Annotated in this window: 17 protein-coding genes, 1 tRNA gene and 2 riboswitches; of the genes, 12 read left to right on the forward strand and 6 right to left on the reverse strand. The window is 51.1% G+C overall.

Features of this window, described 5'->3' with window-relative positions; all coding sequences use genetic code 11:
• The first annotated feature begins 9 nt into the window (after positions 1 to 9).
• The 4 genes from AC0YNW_RS16135 to AC0YNW_RS16150 all read left to right on the forward strand — a co-directional run bounded on the left by AC0YNW_RS16135 (position 10) and on the right by AC0YNW_RS16150 (position 2,714).
• The gene (locus AC0YNW_RS16135) at positions 10 to 1,152 is read left to right on the forward strand and encodes a SpoIIE family protein phosphatase (RefSeq protein ID WP_475832800.1); all 1,143 of its coding nucleotides are present in this window, start codon (positions 10 to 12) and stop codon (positions 1,150 to 1,152) included.
• A gap of 104 nt (positions 1,153 to 1,256) precedes the next feature.
• On the forward strand, positions 1,257 to 1,895 hold the full coding sequence (locus AC0YNW_RS16140) for a hypothetical protein (RefSeq protein WP_475832801.1): 639 nt from the start codon (positions 1,257 to 1,259) through the stop codon (positions 1,893 to 1,895).
• 73 nt (positions 1,896 to 1,968) lie between these two features.
• Positions 1,969 to 2,289, forward strand: a complete 321-nt coding sequence (locus AC0YNW_RS16145) for an STAS domain-containing protein (protein WP_387470835.1) — start codon at positions 1,969 to 1,971, stop codon at positions 2,287 to 2,289.
• Entirely contained in the window at positions 2,286 to 2,714 is a 429-nt protein-coding gene (locus AC0YNW_RS16150) for an ATP-binding protein (protein ID WP_387470837.1), read from the forward strand. Before AC0YNW_RS16145 ends, AC0YNW_RS16150 begins: the two co-directional genes overlap by 4 nt.
• Positions 2,715 to 2,891: 177 nt before the next feature.
• On the opposite strand, the gene AC0YNW_RS16155 is transcribed toward AC0YNW_RS16150, so the two are convergent.
• Together AC0YNW_RS16155 and AC0YNW_RS16160 are read right to left on the reverse strand one after the other, a co-directional pair.
• The gene (locus AC0YNW_RS16155) at positions 2,892 to 3,770 is read right to left on the reverse strand and encodes a CheR family methyltransferase (protein ID WP_475832802.1); all 879 of its coding nucleotides are present in this window, start codon (positions 3,768 to 3,770) and stop codon (positions 2,892 to 2,894) included.
• Position 3,771: 1 nt separating this feature from the next.
• Positions 3,772 to 6,567 carry a response regulator gene (locus tag AC0YNW_RS16160; RefSeq protein WP_475832803.1) on the reverse strand — a complete coding sequence of 932 codons (2,796 nt, stop codon included), beginning with the start codon at positions 6,565 to 6,567 and terminating at the stop codon, positions 3,772 to 3,774.
• A gap of 189 nt (positions 6,568 to 6,756) precedes the next feature.
• Here AC0YNW_RS16160 and AC0YNW_RS16165 point away from each other — a divergent pair, with 189 nt between their 5' ends.
• From AC0YNW_RS16165 to AC0YNW_RS16175, 3 genes are read left to right on the forward strand one after another with little or no spacing between them, the layout of a single operon-like run.
• Entirely contained in the window at positions 6,757 to 7,188 is a 432-nt protein-coding gene (locus AC0YNW_RS16165) for a DUF948 domain-containing protein (protein ID WP_387470843.1), read from the forward strand.
• 35 nt (positions 7,189 to 7,223) lie between these two features.
• Positions 7,224 to 7,670 carry an anti-sigma B factor RsbW gene (gene rsbW, locus AC0YNW_RS16170; protein ID WP_387470845.1) on the forward strand — a complete coding sequence of 149 codons (447 nt, stop codon included), beginning with the start codon at positions 7,224 to 7,226 and terminating at the stop codon, positions 7,668 to 7,670.
• Positions 7,667 to 8,449, forward strand: coding sequence for a sigma-70 family RNA polymerase sigma factor (locus AC0YNW_RS16175; RefSeq protein ID WP_387470847.1), 783 nt, complete (start codon positions 7,667 to 7,669; stop codon positions 8,447 to 8,449). The genes rsbW and AC0YNW_RS16175 overlap by 4 nt, the downstream gene beginning before the upstream one ends.
• A 221-nt stretch (positions 8,450 to 8,670) precedes the next feature.
• Here the strand turns inward: AC0YNW_RS16175 and AC0YNW_RS16180 are convergent, their stop codons facing one another.
• The 4 genes from AC0YNW_RS16180 to AC0YNW_RS16195 form a co-directional block, all read right to left on the reverse strand.
• Positions 8,671 to 9,048 (reverse strand): YtxH domain-containing protein, encoded by a 378-nt coding sequence (locus AC0YNW_RS16180; protein ID WP_387470849.1) that lies wholly within the window; start codon positions 9,046 to 9,048, stop codon positions 8,671 to 8,673.
• Between the two features lie 142 nt (positions 9,049 to 9,190).
• Positions 9,191 to 9,721 (reverse strand): superoxide dismutase family protein, encoded by a 531-nt coding sequence (locus tag AC0YNW_RS16185; RefSeq protein WP_475832804.1) that lies wholly within the window; start codon positions 9,719 to 9,721, stop codon positions 9,191 to 9,193.
• Positions 9,722 to 11,067: 1,346 nt separating this feature from the next.
• Positions 11,068 to 11,141, reverse strand: a tRNA-Pro gene (locus AC0YNW_RS16190).
• A gap of 62 nt (positions 11,142 to 11,203) precedes the next feature.
• The gene (locus AC0YNW_RS16195) at positions 11,204 to 12,148 is read right to left on the reverse strand and encodes a substrate-binding domain-containing protein (RefSeq protein ID WP_475832805.1); all 945 of its coding nucleotides are present in this window, start codon (positions 12,146 to 12,148) and stop codon (positions 11,204 to 11,206) included.
• A 174-nt stretch (positions 12,149 to 12,322) separates the two neighbouring features.
• Here AC0YNW_RS16195 and modA point away from each other — a divergent pair, with 174 nt between their 5' ends.
• The 5 genes from modA to kdpA all read left to right on the forward strand — a co-directional run bounded on the left by modA (position 12,323) and on the right by kdpA (position 16,795).
• Complete coding sequence (gene modA, locus AC0YNW_RS16200) at positions 12,323 to 13,120, forward strand: molybdate ABC transporter substrate-binding protein (protein ID WP_475832806.1); 798 nt, start codon at positions 12,323 to 12,325, stop codon at positions 13,118 to 13,120.
• Positions 13,120 to 13,785, forward strand: coding sequence for a molybdate ABC transporter permease subunit (gene modB, locus AC0YNW_RS16205; RefSeq protein WP_475832807.1), 666 nt, complete (start codon positions 13,120 to 13,122; stop codon positions 13,783 to 13,785). The genes modA and modB overlap by 1 nt, the downstream gene beginning before the upstream one ends.
• 182 nt (positions 13,786 to 13,967) lie before the next feature.
• A riboswitch (cyclic di-AMP (ydaO/yuaA leader) is annotated at positions 13,968 to 14,170 on the forward strand.
• Between the two features lie 73 nt (positions 14,171 to 14,243).
• Positions 14,244 to 14,408: riboswitch (cyclic di-AMP (ydaO/yuaA leader) on the forward strand.
• Positions 14,409 to 14,534: 126 nt separating this feature from the next.
• Positions 14,535 to 14,981 carry a hypothetical protein gene (locus tag AC0YNW_RS16210; protein WP_475832808.1) on the forward strand — a complete coding sequence of 149 codons (447 nt, stop codon included), beginning with the start codon at positions 14,535 to 14,537 and terminating at the stop codon, positions 14,979 to 14,981.
• On the forward strand, positions 14,975 to 15,082 hold the full coding sequence (locus AC0YNW_RS16215) for a signal peptide protein (RefSeq protein ID WP_475832809.1): 108 nt from the start codon (positions 14,975 to 14,977) through the stop codon (positions 15,080 to 15,082). Before AC0YNW_RS16210 ends, AC0YNW_RS16215 begins: the two co-directional genes overlap by 7 nt.
• Positions 15,083 to 15,124: 42 nt before the next feature.
• A complete protein-coding gene (gene kdpA, locus AC0YNW_RS16220) occupies positions 15,125 to 16,795 on the forward strand; it encodes a potassium-transporting ATPase subunit KdpA (protein ID WP_475833157.1) in 1,671 nt (556 codons plus the stop codon).
• Positions 16,796 to 16,838 lie beyond the last annotated feature (43 nt).

The raw sequence follows: 16,838 nt of genomic DNA on the forward strand, positions 1-16,838 counted from the left end.
ACAATTCACTTGAGTATTATAATCGTAGACGACAATGTGACGAACCAGATGATTATAAGAACGATATTAACCAAAGAAGGATATTCCGATCTGCGCATCGCTTCATCCGCCCGACAATTATTCGGCATGCTGCATCTGGATTCGGAATGCCGTGCCGAGGAGCCGGTAGACCTTATTCTGCTGGATATGATGATGCCGGAGATTGACGGGCTGGAAGCCTGCAGAACCATTCAAGCGGATGATCGCTACCGCGATGTGCCGATTATATTCGTGACGGCGGTCGGCGATTCCCTTAAGCTGGCGGAGGCGCTTGATGCAGGCGCAACCGATTATGTCATGAAGCCGATCAATAAGCTGGAGCTGATGGCGCGTATTCGTTCCGCGCTCCGGTTGAAGCATGAGAAGGATTGGCATAAGGAGAGGGACAAGCGCATTCGCTATGAGCTGGAGTTGGCCAAGCAAGTGCAGCGGAGCGTCCTTAGCTTGCCTATTCAGAACGAGCAAATCAGCATCGTGGCTGATTACCGTCCTTCCTTCGAGCTGGCAGGCGACTACTATGCGTGGTTCCGCATCGACCGGGACCGTTATGCTGTCATTCTGCTGGATATGATGGGCCATGGCATCTCGTCATCGCTTGTATGCATGTTCATCTCTTCGGTACTGAAGGATATGATGATGCGCATCACTGATCCGGAGGAGGTCATCCTGGAGCTGAACCGGTATATGGGGCAGCTCTATCGCTCCGATGAGCTGATGAACTATTACTTTACGGCCGTCTTCGTCCTGATTGATACCGCGAATCATACGGTCGAATACATCAATGCGGGCCATCCGCCAGGTCTCGTCGTAACGGACGATTCTCTGGTGATGTTAAGTCCCAGCGGCCCGGCTATCGGATTGTTCGAGCATATCCGTGTAAGCAAAGGCATGGTTCCTTATACGCCGGGTACGGTCATTGCGCTTTATACGGATGGATTGCTGGAAGCGATGGGCACGGAGGAAGACGATACGCTTGTCACACGCATTGCGGAGAGCATTCGGAAGAGTCCCGGCGCGGAGCCGGGAGAGATCGTAGAGGCCTTAATGCAGAACGAGGATGGCAGCAGCAGGCAGCGCGACGATATTTGCTTATTGCAGATTATACTGAAGTAGCGCCAATCCGTATGTTTCAAATGACAGAGAATGGTTTATACATGATCATAGGAACCTTGAAAGCTAAGAGAAGCATAAGCATCCATAGCGGGAGGGAGTTCATCATGAGAGCAATCATTCTGTATGTCTTTATTATAGTGAGTGTTGTCGCAATGGGGATTCAATCGTCAGAGCAGCAGGCTGATGCGCAGATGCCGATGAGGCATGTTGTAGGAGCGTCTCTGGCTATTGTGCCGGCTATCTATGATACAACTGGACTTATGAATCATGCGGAGGAAGCGTCTATGTACGTGCAGGCGGAAGACGAGGGGCCTGCTGCAGAGCCGCAGACGTCGGAAGCGAGCATTGCCTTATCGGGCGACGAATTTGAACTGGATACTGTAAATGGAATTAGCCTTTACGATACCCCTGAAGACGTCGTATCCAAGCTGGGCGAGCCGGTGAGCAAGTCGGTGGACGACCTATGGGGCGAGCTGGTGGTATATGAATATTCAGATTTGGAAGTCGCCTTCTACGGTGAATTCATCCAATATGTTAACATCGAGGCAGACAAGGCCTTGCAGGTAGACGGCGAGATATTGTCTATTACAGAGTCTGCTTTGACGAAGGCATTCGGCCAGCCGGATTATACCGCCGAGGACGGCATCGTATTCCAGCGGGATGACGCTGTACTGAAGCTATTCCTCGATGAGGAAACGCATGAGCCGCAGTATGTAAGCTACTACCATATCGCAACGGTATAGCTTGTCTATTCAGGATTCAATTGATAGGATCAATATAAGGTCAAATAGAGCGGAGTGAATGGGAAGAATGAAAATGGAACCTTTTCGTATGGAACAGTATGAGACGAATGAACAGTTTGTATTAAAGCTTGGCGGGGAGCTCGATCTGGCTGTCGTCCCCCAACTGCAGGCGGCAGTAGACCCTTATTTGCGGCGTACGGATCTGGCTATGATTCTGGATCTGGAGGGACTGAAATATATCGACAGCACGGGCATCGGTATTATCGTCTCGATTCTGAAGACGAGGGATAGCGTGAACGCGCCGTTCTATGTGCGCAATATTCCGTCGACTGTGCGGAGATTGTTCGATATGACAGGTTTAACGGGCTACTTGAAGGAAGAGGCAGGGGCATGAAAGCTGTACACTTGCAAATACCGGCAGATGCGGACTATATCGATCTGGTCAGGAATTGTCTCTTGGGCGTTGCGACCAAGCTGGGCTTCTCTTTCGAGGACATTGAGGATATGAAGGTAGCGGTATCTGAGGCTTGCAGCAATGCGGTACTGCATGGCGCGGAGAGAGAGCAGGCCGGTGACGGTGTGATCGATGTCGCCTTTGAATCCGATGCTAACAGTCTGGCGATTCGCGTCGTGAATTACGGCATTCCCTTTGCGCATTCCGATGCTCGGAAGGCGGCTTCCGGCATCCAGGGCAACCATCCCAGCGAGCTGCGCGTAGGCGGTCTGGGCATTTATCTGATGGAAGCCTTAATGGATGAGGTGCAGATGAATTCCGATGAGCAGCGGACGGAAGTTCGACTCATGAAATACCGGGGATGAACACAAGAGCCTCTGTGCCTCGCTGGGGATGGAATGCAGAGGATGCTATTATACATGAGAATATAAAATGGCGTGCGCTTGGTTGACCGAAGCGACACGCCATTTTGCTGTGTGGAAATGGTAGGATGCTATCTGACTTGCAAGGGAGAGCTCGGAGGTGTTATAGCCATCCGAGTCTTATAGCTTGCGGAAGATCCTCTCTTCTGGCGTATATTCGGCGAACATGGACTTATGAGGGGAGAGGAAGGATTCCTTGCTCCCCAGCGCCAGAAAGCCGCTGGGCGCCAGACTGTCCGTCAATACGCGGTGTACTCTGTTTTGAAGCTCGGCATCAAAGTAAATCAGCACATTGCGGCACAGAATCACATGAAATTCGTTAAAGGAACCGTCTGTCGCGAGATTATGCTCGGCGAACATCATATGCTCCTTAATTTCAGGCGGGAAGAAGGCATAGGAATGGTCTGTCTTGTAATAGGCGGAAAACTCGCGCGTGCCGCCTGCCTGCAAGTAATTGCGGGTATAAGCCTGCATGCGCTTGAGCGGGAACTTGCCTTGCTTGGCTTGAGCAACGGCTACCTTGCTCATATCCGTCGCATAGATGGTGGAGCGGTCCAGCAGACCTTCCTCCTGCAGCAGAATCGCCATGGAGTAGACCTCCTCGCCAGTGGCACATCCTGCATGCCAGATCCGCAGCTCATCCAGTTCGCGGAGATGAGGCACGACCTTCTGGCGGAAGGCCAGGAAGAACTCCGGATCGCGGAACATCTCCGTCACCTTGATGGAGAAATCCTCTAGCAGCCTCTCCAGAAATCCTTCCTCATGCAGTACCTTGCCCAGCAGCGCCGAGATGGTGGGGAGTTTCTCCAAATTCATCCGATGCCTTACCCGTCTGCGCAGGGAGGAGCGGAGGTAATGGCGGAAGTCAAAGCCCCTTAGCCGATAGATGGCCTCCAGCAGCAAATCCAGTTCAAGCTCTTCGATCTCTCCGTAATCAGAGGGCTCATCATCTAAGTCTCGCAAGGAATCGCCCTGTCGCAATTCGCCATCATCCAACATGTTAATGTTCCACCTGCTTTGTCAGCCAAACCCTCATCAGCGAGAACAACTGCTCCATTTGGATTGGCTTGCTAATATAGTCGGACGCGCCGGCTGCCAGACAGCTCTCTTGATCGCTCTTCATCGCTTTGGCTGTCAAAGCGATAATTGGCGTGCTTTTCATCAACGGATGCTTCTTCAGCTCTTTGGTCGTCTCGAAGCCATCCATGACAGGCATCATGATATCCATCAGGACCAAATCGTAGCTAGAGTCGGTATCGACTATTTCCAGACATTCCTGTCCGTTGCGTGCAACCGTTACTTCCAATCCCTTCGTCTCCAGTGCTCTAACTAATGCGAAGACGTTGCGTGCATCATCCTCTACGAGCAGCACGCGCTTATTCAAGAAGGCGGAGTCACCTTCATGGTACTCCGATTGCTCCTCTTCTCTGTGCGAAGGAGCTGCCTCCACAGCCGGTATATCTGATGGAGGGTCGATTCTATCTGTATGTCTTGCCGTTATTCCGCTTGGAGCGGCAGCCGCGGCCTCCAGCATTGCCTGGTTAAGCTCAAACTGCGCTTCGTTAATCTGAAACGGCAAATACAACGTAAAGGTGCTTCCCTTGTGAAGCTCGCTGTCGACGACGATGCAGCCGCCCAGCAGATGGGCAAATTCGCTGCATATCGACAAGCCGAGTCCCGTTCCGCCGTAGAGACGGTTCGTATTGCCGTCGACTTGCTGGAACGCTTCGAAGATAAGCTCCTGCTTATCCTTCGGTATGCCAATGCCGGTGTCGATGACCGAGAAGGCGATGAAGCTCTCCGCGTCTGTATCCGGCAAATGCTCTTGTATGGTCGACGGATCGGCCTGATGAAGCTTCAGCGTGACCGTACCGCTTTCGGTAAATTTGAAGGCGTTGGACAGCAGGTTCTTCAAAATTTGCTGCAAGCGCTGGCCATCCGTCCGGATAATCGGCGGCAATTCGCGTTGCTGCTCAATCAAGAAGGAGAGTCCCTTCTTATCGGCAATCGGATCGAAGCTAAGCTTCAGCATTTCCGGAACTTCCGAGACGTTGACTTCATCTACGACCAGGGTGATTTTGCCGGCTTCGATCTTGGACAAGTCAAGAATATCATCGATTAATGCCAGCAGGTCGTTGCCAGAGGAATGGATGACACGAGCATAACCTTCCTCTTCGGAAGAGAGCGACTTGCTGTCGTTCTCGTACAGCATTTGGGACAGAATGAGAATGCTGTTGAGCGGCGTGCGCAGCTCATGGGACATATTCGCCAGGAAGTTGGTTTTGTATTGCGCGCTTTGCCTCAGCTTCTCCGCATAATCCTCCAGCTCTGCCTTGGCCAGCTCCAGTTCCTTCGTCTTCTGTTCCGCATATAGGTTCTGCTCTTCCAAGTGCTCAGTGGTCATGCGCATTTCTTCCTGCTGCATCTGCAGCTCCTCGGACTGCGCTTGCAGCTCTTCTGTCTGCGCCTGCAACTCCTCCGTCATCGCTTGGGATTCGCCCAGAAGCCGCTCGACCTCCATGCGTCCCGCTACATTGTCGATGGCGACGCCGAAGTGGTCTTCGATCGCCTCCAGCAGCTTCAGATGCTGGGCGAGGAAGGGATCGAGCGACGCAAATTCGATGACGGCAATGACTTTGCCTTCGAATTCGACAGGGATGACGAGCACGCTTCTTGGCCTTATCTCCGTTAATCCGGTCGTGATGCTGGCATTGTAATGCTCAGGCTGGTTGAGCAGGAACGGCCGCTTGTCCTGCGCGCATTGTCCGACCAGCCCTTCGCCGAATCGGAAGCTGCCCTTCGCCTTCTCATCTCCGCCAGCCGCATACGCTGCGAGCTTGTCCAGGCGTAGCTGCTCTCCTGCTCCCTTGCGGTAGTAGAAGACGCCGTAGGAGGCGCCGATCATAGGCGCAACCTTGCTTAGGAACGAAGAAGCAAGCTCTTTCAAATCGTTGACACCGTGGTTCATGGTCGCCACTTCGGCGACATGGGTCTGAACCCAGGACTGAGCTTCAAGGCTCTCCAGCAGTACGTTGGTCGCGTTGGCCAAATCTCTGATTTCGTCCTTTGAATGGACTTTAATCCGTTTGGTCAGATCCCCTCTGGAATCGGCGATTTCGGTGATCGTAGACGACACCTGGCGTATCGTTCGTACGATGGCGTTGGATACGTAAGCGACGATAATGAATGAGACGACAGCGACGGCAATGAGTATGCCAATTAAGCTGAACGTCAGCAGCTCGTTCCGTTTCTCCAATTCCCCGATATAAATCCGATTGGTTTCCAAATGCTTAAGGCGCAGCTGCTCCAGATGATCGCGCAGCTGGTCGACGTCTTCTTTGCCGGGATCGTTTTTGAAATAATCGATAATGGCTTCGGTTTTGTTTTCCCGCTTGAGCGCAATGGTCGGTTCGCCGGATACCTCGATCCAATGCTGAATGGTGGCCTTTATATTATCCAGGTCTCTCCGTTTCTCGTTATCGTTGTTAAAAAAGCCGCTGAGACGGTTCAAATTGTCTTCCCACTCGGCTTTGCTTTCCGTATACGGCTTCAAGTAGTTTTCGTCGCCTGTCAGCAGATAGCCCCGCTGGCTGGTCTCCATGCTGATGACATTGTACCGGATGCTCGTAATTAAGTTATGAATGTTCATATCTCTCGATGTAATCGTCTCAATCTCGTTCTGAAGCGATTGGATTCGTTCGGACACAGCCACGACTGCTGCGCCCAGGCAGCAAATGATGAGTATATAGCCCAACGCTATTTTGAACCGAATGCTAATATTGCGTGGTGTAAGCATAAGAGCCTCCTTCTTGTACAGCCTCATATCGAAAAGCCCGTACTTCCCAGGCGAGGATTCTTCTTTCTACTTATTATAACATGCGAGGTCCAATCGGAAAAATTTGAGTGATTCTGGATTTTGTCGTTTCAACCTTTGCTGTGGGGGGTAATACGGGAGAAAGGATACTTTGGAAGGGGCCGTGATCCTATGAATTTAGTCGTGGAAATTAGTATAGTCGTGGTGGCAATAGCCACAGTACTCATGCTCTTGGCTGCTTTCAAAACACTGAAGCTGGCGGGAGCGGCGATCGAAGACGCCAAAAAAACGCTTGGCGATTTGAGAACAGAAATATTGCAAATCAGCCATGATGCCCGTGAGGTTGTCCGCAATACAAATGCTGTAACGGTAGATGCGCAGAAAAAAATGCAGGAACTGGACTCATTATTTTCCAGCGTGAAGGAGATTGGCCAAGCGACCCATGTGGTGACGCAATCGGTCAAGGAAGCCGCAGCAGGAGCGGCTTCAAAGGTGAAACGAAACAGTCGGGATATTCAGAAGCCGGAGGGCGGGACCATCGCTGCCATTGCAGACGGCATCGCCTCTACCATTCGAATATGGAACCGGCTCAAGCAAAATTAAGTTATAATTGAAAGTGTGAGAAAGGATCGTGGAGCATGAATCCGTTACCTATTATTATTCGTATTCCGGCGAGAGCCGATTATCTGGACATTGTCAGAGCTGCGTTGTTCGCAATCGCGAGCAAAGCCGGGTTCTCGTATGAAGCTATAGAAGATATGAAGGTTGCTGTAACTGAGGCGTGCACGAATGCCATTCGGCATGCCTATGAGGAAGGATTAGACGGAATGGTCGAACTGTCCTTCCTGTGGGATGAACAAGTACTGAACATTACAATCAAGGACGATGGAAGAGGGAACGTGGTGAGGGCTGCACAGAGCGCAGCACCATCCGTTCTACACCAGTCGCCGATTTCCGATGTCGCTGTCGGCGGTCTGGGCATCTTTTTGATGGAGGCTCTGATGGATGAGGTTCACGTACGCTCCGAGAATGGTACGGAGGTTGTACTCATTAAGCGCATGAGCAGAAACGAGGAGATGGTATGAATGTACAATCCTCGGGATTGACGCCGGAGCAGGCATCGATGCTCATGGAGCGCTACCGTATGCATGAGTGTAACGATAGCGCGACGCAGCTCCTCCTTCATTATGAATCCATCGTCCGCATGGCGGCAGGCAAGCTGTCCAGGAGCAGACCCGACTTGTACGAGGATCTGTTCCAGGTCGGACAGATGTCTATGCTCAGACTGTTTAAGCAATTTGATTCGGAGAAGGGTATTCCGTTCGAAGGCTACGCCATGAAGAGTGTCATTGGCCATTTGAAAAATTTTCTTCGCGATAAGTCCTGGTACATTCAAGTGCCGCGGCGTATTAAGGAGAAGGGACTGCTGCTGCAGAAGGCGATTGACGACCTGACGGTCAGGCTGGGCCGATCACCTAAGATCGAGGATATTGCAGAGAGTCTGGATCTGAGCGTCGAAGAAACGATTGAAGTGATGACCTCGCGCGAGGCGTATCAATATGTATCGCTGGATATGCCTCTGTCTTCGGAAGGGGAGAGTGCGGCGACCGTCGGTGATATGATCGCCGGCGAAGCCGACGGCTTCCAGGCGCTTGAGGGCCGGATGGACCTCCGAGTAGCGTTCGAACGTCTGAAGGAGCAGGAGCAGCATGTGTTAACCCTTGTCTATACGCACGGCTTGTCGCAGCGCGACGTGGCCGAGCGGCTAGGCGTCTCGCAGATGAGCGTCTCCCGTATTCAGCGCCGGGCGATCGAACGGTTGAAAACGCTCTTAGCGGATGAAGATGAGGAAGGTGGGAGTTAAGGCTGGCTGATGCTCTGCCGGCTGGGATACCTCCACACCTTGTACAGATAGAAGAGCCTGTGAGCCATGATAATGGCTTGCAGGCTTTTTCGTTGCGGCATACGGTGATGGCTGATGATATCGTGAGCGGGGAAGGATGAGGCGCAGAAAGTGGATTATTGGACGCGGCATAAGAAGAAGGAGCGCCCCGCGGGCGCTCCTTCTTCTTATGGTAAGGTATATTATTGAGCCGGATCAGGTGTGCGTCCCTTGCTCTTGACCTCGGAATTGGTAGGCATCTTGTCCATTTCCTTGCCTAGCTTGACGATGTCGTCCTCTGTGGGCGCCATCGAATTGACATCAGCCTTAACGCCTTCTACAGCAGCCTGGGCGCTGTCCTTTGCTTGCTCGCTTACGCTAGTTACCATCTCTTTGGTATGCGTGCTTACGCTTGCTGCAAGCTCCTTGGCGCATTGTCCGATCGACTGGAGCTGATTTCCGATATCCGAGCGAAGCTGCTGGCCGGACTTCGGCGCGAACAACAGAGCTGTGATGGCTCCGACCGCTCCTCCTACCAATGCTCCGACTACAACTCCGCTTGTGGATGTGTTTTTGGACATAGTACATCTCTCCTTCGATTTCCATTGGGCCATACGAACCTGCATATCGCCTCTTAAGGGTTATTAACCCGATACGGGGCATTCGAAACAAATAAAAAGCCGTCTTGCACGTCGGATACGCGAAGACAGCTTGTCCCTTGAGTTACTTGATGACGCCGCAGGCGATGCGAGCGCCGGAATTGCCAGAAGGGTCGGTTACGTAGTCGTCTGCTTTTTCGTGAATGATGAGCGACGTACCGCCTTCTTTGGTCAGAGAATTCGGCTTGCCTGGCAATAAGGTCGCAGTCTCGCTTTCCAGCATGGCGGTGACTGTGCCGTCTTCATTCACTTTAATATTCGGCAGATCGCCGGTATGGAAGCCTTTCGGGTTTTTGAAGCCATGCTGCTTGTGATGCGGGTTGAAGTGGTCGCCGGCCGTCTTGAAGTCCGGCGTATCGCACTTGCCTTCGGCATGGAAATGAATGCCGTGTACGCCTGGAGTCAAGCCTTGGGCTTCCAGATGAATCAGTACTTTGCTGCCTTGCTGCTTCAAATGGGCGTTGCCGATCTCTTCGCCCTTGCTGTTCACAATGGAAATCGACTGCTCTACAGGAGCATTGCCTTCCTCCGCACTGGCGAGGGCCACCGTCTGGGAAAGCAGCAGCACCGAAAGGAGCATCATTATTTTTTTCATGGGTTCCTCCTGAAGTATGGACATGTAGATTTAACCGTTGCTGGAACGGCTTTGTCTTTAGGATGTGCATAAATATGGAAAATATTCTATAGGCGATAAGTTTACGAAATGAGTAAAGAGCGTACCAAAAATCTAATTAAGGCATTCATCTTCGCTTCCACTGGATAGCTGCTAGTTAGGTTATCTCATATCTTACGACATAGCTTAATTTTCTTGAAGATGTTTTGATTTATATAATCTCATGGGCTCAATCTTCCCAGATGAAGTTAATATGTATCAGTGCAGATAACACTACTTTAATAGAAATTTATTTGAATCACTAATACTAGTTATGGAAAATGGACTTAAATGGATTTCCACTTCGTTTATTTAATATTGGACGTTTAGAAACTTTTTTAGTAGCACGCAAATTTTTGTGAATTTCCGCAAACTAGAATTCGTTTACCACTAAAGTTATTGTTGTTAATCTTATATTAATCAGTATCACTTGGTATCACACTTGCACTATATCAGCATTAAGCTCTAATGTACAAAGTGAAGCTGCAGATAATCAATTTTTAAATACTAAATCTCAATATATTCAAATAAAAGGAGATACCAAAATTCCTTGGGCTTCACTAGTATTTAAAATACTTAAATACGGTGCTGGTTTGGATGGAAACGAAACAAGTTGGGCATTTAACGGAGATTTAACATCTATGAAATGAGGCGATACTATCCAGAAACTAGCTGACAAACTCGTTCATACTTTGGTCTTTTTGGCGATATTTTATATTCTATTTAGAATTGTGAAATTATTTATACAAGATGCCTGGTACCATTCGTTACCTTTTACAGTAGTAATTCAGGGAGTCGTTCTGGTCATTCTTGCGATTATTTCATTGATTTTGACTGTACAGTTAATAAAAAAGAGTAGGAATGACTCATGAGTAAACTAGTTGAAATCCCACCGGTTTTTAAGCGGTGGGATTTTTTTTGTTTTGGCACAGTTATCATCTGGATCTAATTTAAGTGACCAAGAAAAATTATATTAAGGAAAAGGTTATGTGACTGCAAAAGAGGGTTATGTCGGTCATTAATTTCTGTCATATATGTCCAGATGCAGATAAATAGCGCTTAGTCATATCTAATGTACTATGACGTAATAAGCTTTGAATGCTTAAGATGTCACCACCATCTCTAAGAAATGAAATGCGAGAGAACTTTAAAAACAAAATAGACCACTCCCTACATGAATGTTACTTCCATGGGGGAAATGGTCTATTTTGCCGAGCCGGTATTATCTTGACCATAAAACAATTTTGATGATCAAAAATTGCTTAAATCCTTGTTGTTTGCTTTCGGAATCGGAGTAACTGGATTCGAACCAGCGACCTCACCCACCCCAAGGGTGCGCGCTACCAGGCTGCGCCATACCCCGATATGTTCCTTCTCTATTTCTATTATATGAACCAGTCCAATATGTGTAAAGATATGGATGTATTAGGGCGTCTCATACAGCACTTGGCCGGTAAGAGACAGGTCATAGCCGGAAATGGATTGCAATTCTTGCCGGAACTCATCTGAGCGTAGTACGTCCAGCAACTCGTGAAGCCATGGCTTGCTGCGGTCGTTTTTCAGAATAACCAGATCGTATCGTTCTTGTGTAAGCGGGATAAAATCAACCTGTTCCACGATCGATGCCGCTCTGGCGGTTCCCACTCCGACATCAGCTTCACCTGATGCGACCTTAGAGGCGACGGAGATATGGCTGGTGTGGATGTTGTCATAGCCGGCAATGCTCCCAGGCGCGATTCCGCTCAGCCGCAGTTGCTCATCCAGCAGCACACGTGCTCCCGACCCCACCTCTCGATTGGCGAGCCTTAGCCCGGGGCGGCTAAGATCCCGCCATCCAGTAAGGCCGTGAGGGTTGCCCTTTGACACATACAATCCGGCAGGACGGCTTAACAGATTGACGACGATATATGGCATACCGATGAGCAGACGGCGGATATAAGGGATATTATATTCGCCGCTGTCTCCGTCCAAGAGATGCGTACTGACGATGTCCGCCTCCCCTCTGTACATGCTGATCAAGCTGTCTAGGCTTCCGGTATGCGAGCGCAGCGGCCGCAGTCCGGGCATGCGTCGCTCCAGATGGCTGGCCAGCATATCGAGGCTGATATCCTGTCCGGTGAGGACAGGCGCCGTGCCCGTCCGATGGGCAACGATTGGAGCAGCCGTCGGAGCCGTATATGCCTCTTGTCCGGCTGACTTTGCTTTGCTGCGCTGCTTGTAGGCTTCAAGGTCAGAAGCGTCGATGCGCATTTGCTTGCCGACCCGATAGGAGGGAAGCTCCCCCTTTTTGATCAGATCATAGACGGTTAGCTTTGAAATTTTAAGCAGTTGGGCGATTTCTTCCGTCGTGTAGGAGAGATGCTGAGACATGTTCGATTGTCCTCCTGGTCCGTTTTCCAATTTTGATATAGCCATTGTAGCATATTGGAGCCGAGTGAACGGAGGGCAGGAATGATATTTACAGATCGGAATAGGGGTAGGTATAATGCTATTTAGATATATTTGAATATAAATAGATATAACTAGTTATTGGAGCGAGGGAGAATGAACGGAATGAAGAGAAAAGCAATTGTAATCCTGATGGCGGTTGTAATGATGTTAGTAATGGCTGCTTGCGGCAAAGACTCTAAGGAGACGAAAGTGGAATTGACGGTATCGGCAGCGGCAAGTTTAACTGATGCGCTGAACGAGCTGAAAGCGGCTTATGAGAAGGAACATCCAGGCGTTACGCTGTTGTTCAATTACGGAGCTTCCGGCTCGCTGCAGCAGCAGATTGAGCAAGGTGCGCCAGCGGACTTGTTCTTGTCCGCTGCGGCCAAGAACATGGACGCATTGGTGGATAAGGGACTTATAGATGCGAAGGATCGAATCAACTTGTTATCCAACGAGCTTGTTCTGGTGACGCCGGAGGGCAAAGGGGACAGTGTCGGGAGCGTACAGGATTTGTTGTCTGCTTCGGTGAGCAAGCTGGCAATAGGCATTCCAGAGAGTGTGCCTGCCGGTGCGTATGCGAAGGAAGCGTTGACGAATGCCGGTCTGTGGGACCAGCTTCAAGACAAGGCGGTACAGGCCAAGGACGTGCGGCAAGTGCTACAGTATGTAGAGACAGGCAACGTGGATGCGGGTTTTGTCTACCGTACGGACGCACTGTCATCGGAGTCGAAGACGGACATCGCTTTTGCGGCCGATCCGGACAGCTACAAGCCGATTCTGTATCCGATCGGCATCATCAAGGCGACCAAGCATGAGAAGCAAGTACGCGAATTGTACGATTACCTGCAGACGGAAGAAGCGCTCAACCTGTTCGTGAAATACGGCTTCAGCCTGCCGAAGCAGCCTTAATGAGCTGGCAATCGTTCTGGCCGCCAGTCGTACTGTCATTGCAGGTGGCACTGATCTCCAGCATTGTCGCGGCCGTGGCGGGCATTGCCGCAGCATGGTGGATGTCGAGGAGGTCATTCCGAGGCAAAATCTTGCTGGAGACGGCCTTCATGCTGCCGCTAGTGCTGCCACCCACTGTGGTCGGCTTTCTGCTGCTCGTGCTATGGGGCAGGCAGGGGGTGCTGGGCCGGGCAGCGGAATGGATTTTCTCCGCTCCGGTTCTCTTCTCGCCATGGGCGGCTGTAATTGCCTCGATCGTGGTGGCGTTCCCGCTTGTGTACCAGACGATGAAGGTAGCGCTCGATTCGGTGGACAAGAATCTGGAGGATGCCGCGCGTTCGGCAGGCGCCGGGGAGTGGAAGGTATTCCGGTATGTGACGCTGCCGCTGACGATGCGTGCCGTAATGACCGCCTATATTCTCGGCTTTGCGCGTAGCTTGGGCGAGTTCGGGGCAACGCTGATGATTGCGGGCAACATTCCGGGGAAGACGCAGACCATTCCTACCGCGATCTATGTCGCGGTCGATTCCGGCAATATGCCGATGGCTTGGGCCTGGACGGCAGGAATGGTCGTGATCTCGTTTGCACTGCTGCTAGCGACGGGCGGTCTTCGGAAAAGGCCATAAAAGGGCTCGCCTGCAAGGCGTAAATCGTGTGCGGCTGTGATTGCACGAGTGTAGAAGAGCTTTTCTCCGAGAAGAGCCGATGAATGCGATAAATCAGATTGCAAGGTATGGAAAATCGGGGAAAGCAGCATTTACTGCTGCTTTACACTTTCAGAAGACAGGAGTAATATTCGGATTAAGCTTTACAGCAATCGCTGAGTTTCCCGCAAGAGGCGGGAAAACGGGGGAACCATTCGCCAAGTGAACAGTCCGGTGTGAGAGCCGGAAGTTCGGATGGCAAGGGGTGAATCGCTTGCAGCGCCAGATTGGGCGCCGGCCAAGCGTAGGGCGACTCTCACCGTCCGAATCCGACAGCTAACCTCGTAAGCGTAGATGGAGAGGAAGTGGCTTGTGATCGCATTGGCGACCACAGGGGACACGTGCCTCTGTGGTTTTTTGATGCGCAAATAGGATTATGACCAAGCAACACGCTGAGTTTCTGCACAGAGCAGAAAACGGGGGAACCATTCGATTTTGCGCCAAGCGTGAAATCCCGGGGTGAATCCGGACCTGGCAGGTCCGGTAGGGCGGCTCTCACGCCCGAATCCGACAGCTAACCTCGTAAGCGATTCGAGAGAGGCCAATTGCAGCTCTTCGGCATAAGCGAAGCTTGTTTCGCTATGCCTGCAGAAGAAGCCGCGAGGGACCCCTCCTTCGCAGGCTTCTTTTTTTGCGCCCAATTGGCTGAAAGGGATAAAGGAGAATGAAGAGTGAACTCGTTCCATTCAAAGCTTACGCTGGTATATGCGCCGAATGAATACGGTCGGCAATTTGTGAAGCTGTTGCTATACAAGGGCTGGCCTGTAGCGGCTTTGGTCAGCAGCGGCAGGCAACGGCGAATCCATGAGGGATTCGGAATCAGCTGCTTTATCAAGCTCGACACGAAAGAGCGAGATTGTCCACTGAAGGGCGGACAGATTCATGATGTGTATTTGTTCGACAACTCCGTGCCGCTGGTTTGCAGGTACTTAAAGCTATTTCGTCCGCTTGTATCGGGCAGAATTATCGTGGTGACCCAGAGTCACAGCATTCCGGGGTTATATCGGCATTTGGGAGCAGATCAGCTGCTGCATGCATCGTTGCAGCCGGAGGAGCTTGTATCGGAATTTGAAGAGAATCGATTGGAGAAGAACGGAGAGGAGGATGCATCGTGCTAGATGTAATTTTGGTTGCATTTCTGATTGTGCTGGTGGCTTCCGTATGGGGCCTTGCCGCTTGGTCGGCGAAGGAAACGGATAGCGGGCGGAAGGATCAGTAGTTTATCCATTACGTGTGATGAAATGAGGGACTGGAAGTGACGATTGCCGGGCTTCTTTCGATTGGCATTTTTCTATTAATCGTTGTGACGTTGGCAAAGCCAACAGGATTATATATGGCGCGTGCATTCGATTATTCGCCTACAACTCTCGACCGCGCTTTCGGCTGGCTGGAGAAGCCGATTATGGCGCTTAGCGGCATCCAAAAAACGAACCAGACCTGGAAGCAATATGGGTTATCGCTCGTGTTCGCCAACGCTTTTATGATTCTGGTCGTCTATATGATCTTCCGGCTGCAGCACTTGCTCCCTCTCAATCCGGGCAACATTGCAGCTATGGAGCCTACGTTGGCGTTCAATACGGCTATCAGCTTTATGACGAATACGAACCTGCAGCATTACAGCGGGGAAAGCGGCATGTCTTATTTGGCACAAATGCTTGCGATTGTCTTCTTGATGTTCACGGCACCGGCAACGACGCTTGCCGCAGCTATGGCGTTCATTCGAGGCTTGTCTGGCAAGCCGCTTGGTAATTTCTTTGTCGATATGATTCGCTCCATTACGCGCATTCTGCTGCCGATTGCTATCGTCACATCGCTTCTGTTCGTATCGCAGGGTGTGCCTCAGACGCTGGAGCCTTCTGTGACGGCTGCGACGATGGAAGGAGCTGAACAGCATATCGCAAGAGGGCCTGTCGGATCGTTCCTGGCGATTAAGGAGCTGGGCAACAACGGCGGAGGCTTCTTCGGAACAAACTCTGCTCATCCCCTCGAGAATCCAACCAATCTGTCCAATCTGCTGCAAATGCTGCTCATGATGCTGGTGACGACAGCGTTGCCGTTTGCCTACGGAAAGATGGTTGGCAACCGGAAGCAGGGCCTTGTGTTATTCTGTGCAATGGGTGTGATGTTCCTCGTTATGATGGGAGCCTCGCTGGCTGCCGAGAGTGCCGGCAATCCCGCCCTTGGGGCGATCGGCATGGATTCGTCGCAAAGCAGCATGGAAGGCAAGGAGATGAGGTTCGGTCTGGAGGCTTCTTCCTTGTATTCCGTCGTTACGACCGCTTCGGAGACGGGAGCTGTCAATACGATGCACGATACGCTTACGCCGCTGGGCGGGCTGGTGTCGCTGGCCAATATGATGCTGAATACGATCTACGGCGGAATTGGCGCCGGATTTATGAATGTGCTGATGTATGCGATTATCGCAGTATTTTTAGCTGGGCTTATGGTGGGCAGGACGCCGGAATTTTTGGGCAAAAAAATTGAAGGCAGGGAAATGAAGCTGATCGCGATTGTTCTGCTGGTACAGCCGCTGCTCATTTTGGTGCCATCCGCAATTGCGCTGATGCTATATCCGGAGACTGTCTCGAATCCGGGCTTTCACGGTCTGACTCAGGTATTGTACGAATTCACCTCCTCCGCTGCCAATAACGGATCTGGATTTGAAGGGCTGGGCGACAATACGCCGTTCTGGAACATGATGACGGGAGCGGTTATGTTTTTCGGGCGTTATATTGGCGTTATCTTGCTGTTGGCGGTTGCAGGGTCGCTGCTCGCGAAGAAGCCGGTGCCGGATTCGATCGGCACATTCCGTACGGACCAGCCATTATTTGGCGCTCTGTTCGCAGGAACGGTCTTCGTGGTTGGCGCGCTTACGTTTTTCCCGTTTGTTGTATTGGGACCGATTGCGGAGCAATTGACCTTAATGCCATAGTGCTTTTTCGTGAAGGAGAGAGAATCTCGTGAGCCATAAAAAA

Source organism: Paenibacillus sp. J31R120 (assembly GCF_056269225.1).

Coding starts and splice junctions, on each gene's coding strand:
- AC0YNW_RS16195 (WP_475832805.1), bottom strand. CDS start 12,148: ATGTCTCAGCATCTCTCCTACACGACGGAAGAAATCGCCCAACTGCTT.
- AC0YNW_RS16165 (WP_387470843.1), top strand. CDS start 6,757: ATGAATTTAGTCGTGGAAATTAGTATAGTCGTGGTGGCAATAGCCACA.
- modB (WP_475832807.1), top strand. CDS start 13,120: ATGAGCTGGCAATCGTTCTGGCCGCCAGTCGTACTGTCATTGCAGGTG.
- AC0YNW_RS16175 (WP_387470847.1), top strand. CDS start 7,667: ATGAATGTACAATCCTCGGGATTGACGCCGGAGCAGGCATCGATGCTC.
- AC0YNW_RS16155 (WP_475832802.1), bottom strand. CDS start 3,770: ATGTTGGATGATGGCGAATTGCGACAGGGCGATTCCTTGCGAGACTTA.
- AC0YNW_RS16185 (WP_475832804.1), bottom strand. CDS start 9,721: ATGAAAAAAATAATGATGCTCCTTTCGGTGCTGCTGCTTTCCCAGACG.
- AC0YNW_RS16160 (WP_475832803.1), bottom strand. CDS start 6,567: ATGCTTACACCACGCAATATTAGCATTCGGTTCAAAATAGCGTTGGGC.
- modA (WP_475832806.1), top strand. CDS start 12,323: ATGAACGGAATGAAGAGAAAAGCAATTGTAATCCTGATGGCGGTTGTA.
- AC0YNW_RS16140 (WP_475832801.1), top strand. CDS start 1,257: ATGAGAGCAATCATTCTGTATGTCTTTATTATAGTGAGTGTTGTCGCA.
- rsbW (WP_387470845.1), top strand. CDS start 7,224: ATGAATCCGTTACCTATTATTATTCGTATTCCGGCGAGAGCCGATTAT.
- AC0YNW_RS16145 (WP_387470835.1), top strand. CDS start 1,969: ATGGAACCTTTTCGTATGGAACAGTATGAGACGAATGAACAGTTTGTA.
- AC0YNW_RS16150 (WP_387470837.1), top strand. CDS start 2,286: ATGAAAGCTGTACACTTGCAAATACCGGCAGATGCGGACTATATCGAT.
- AC0YNW_RS16180 (WP_387470849.1), bottom strand. CDS start 9,048: ATGTCCAAAAACACATCCACAAGCGGAGTTGTAGTCGGAGCATTGGTA.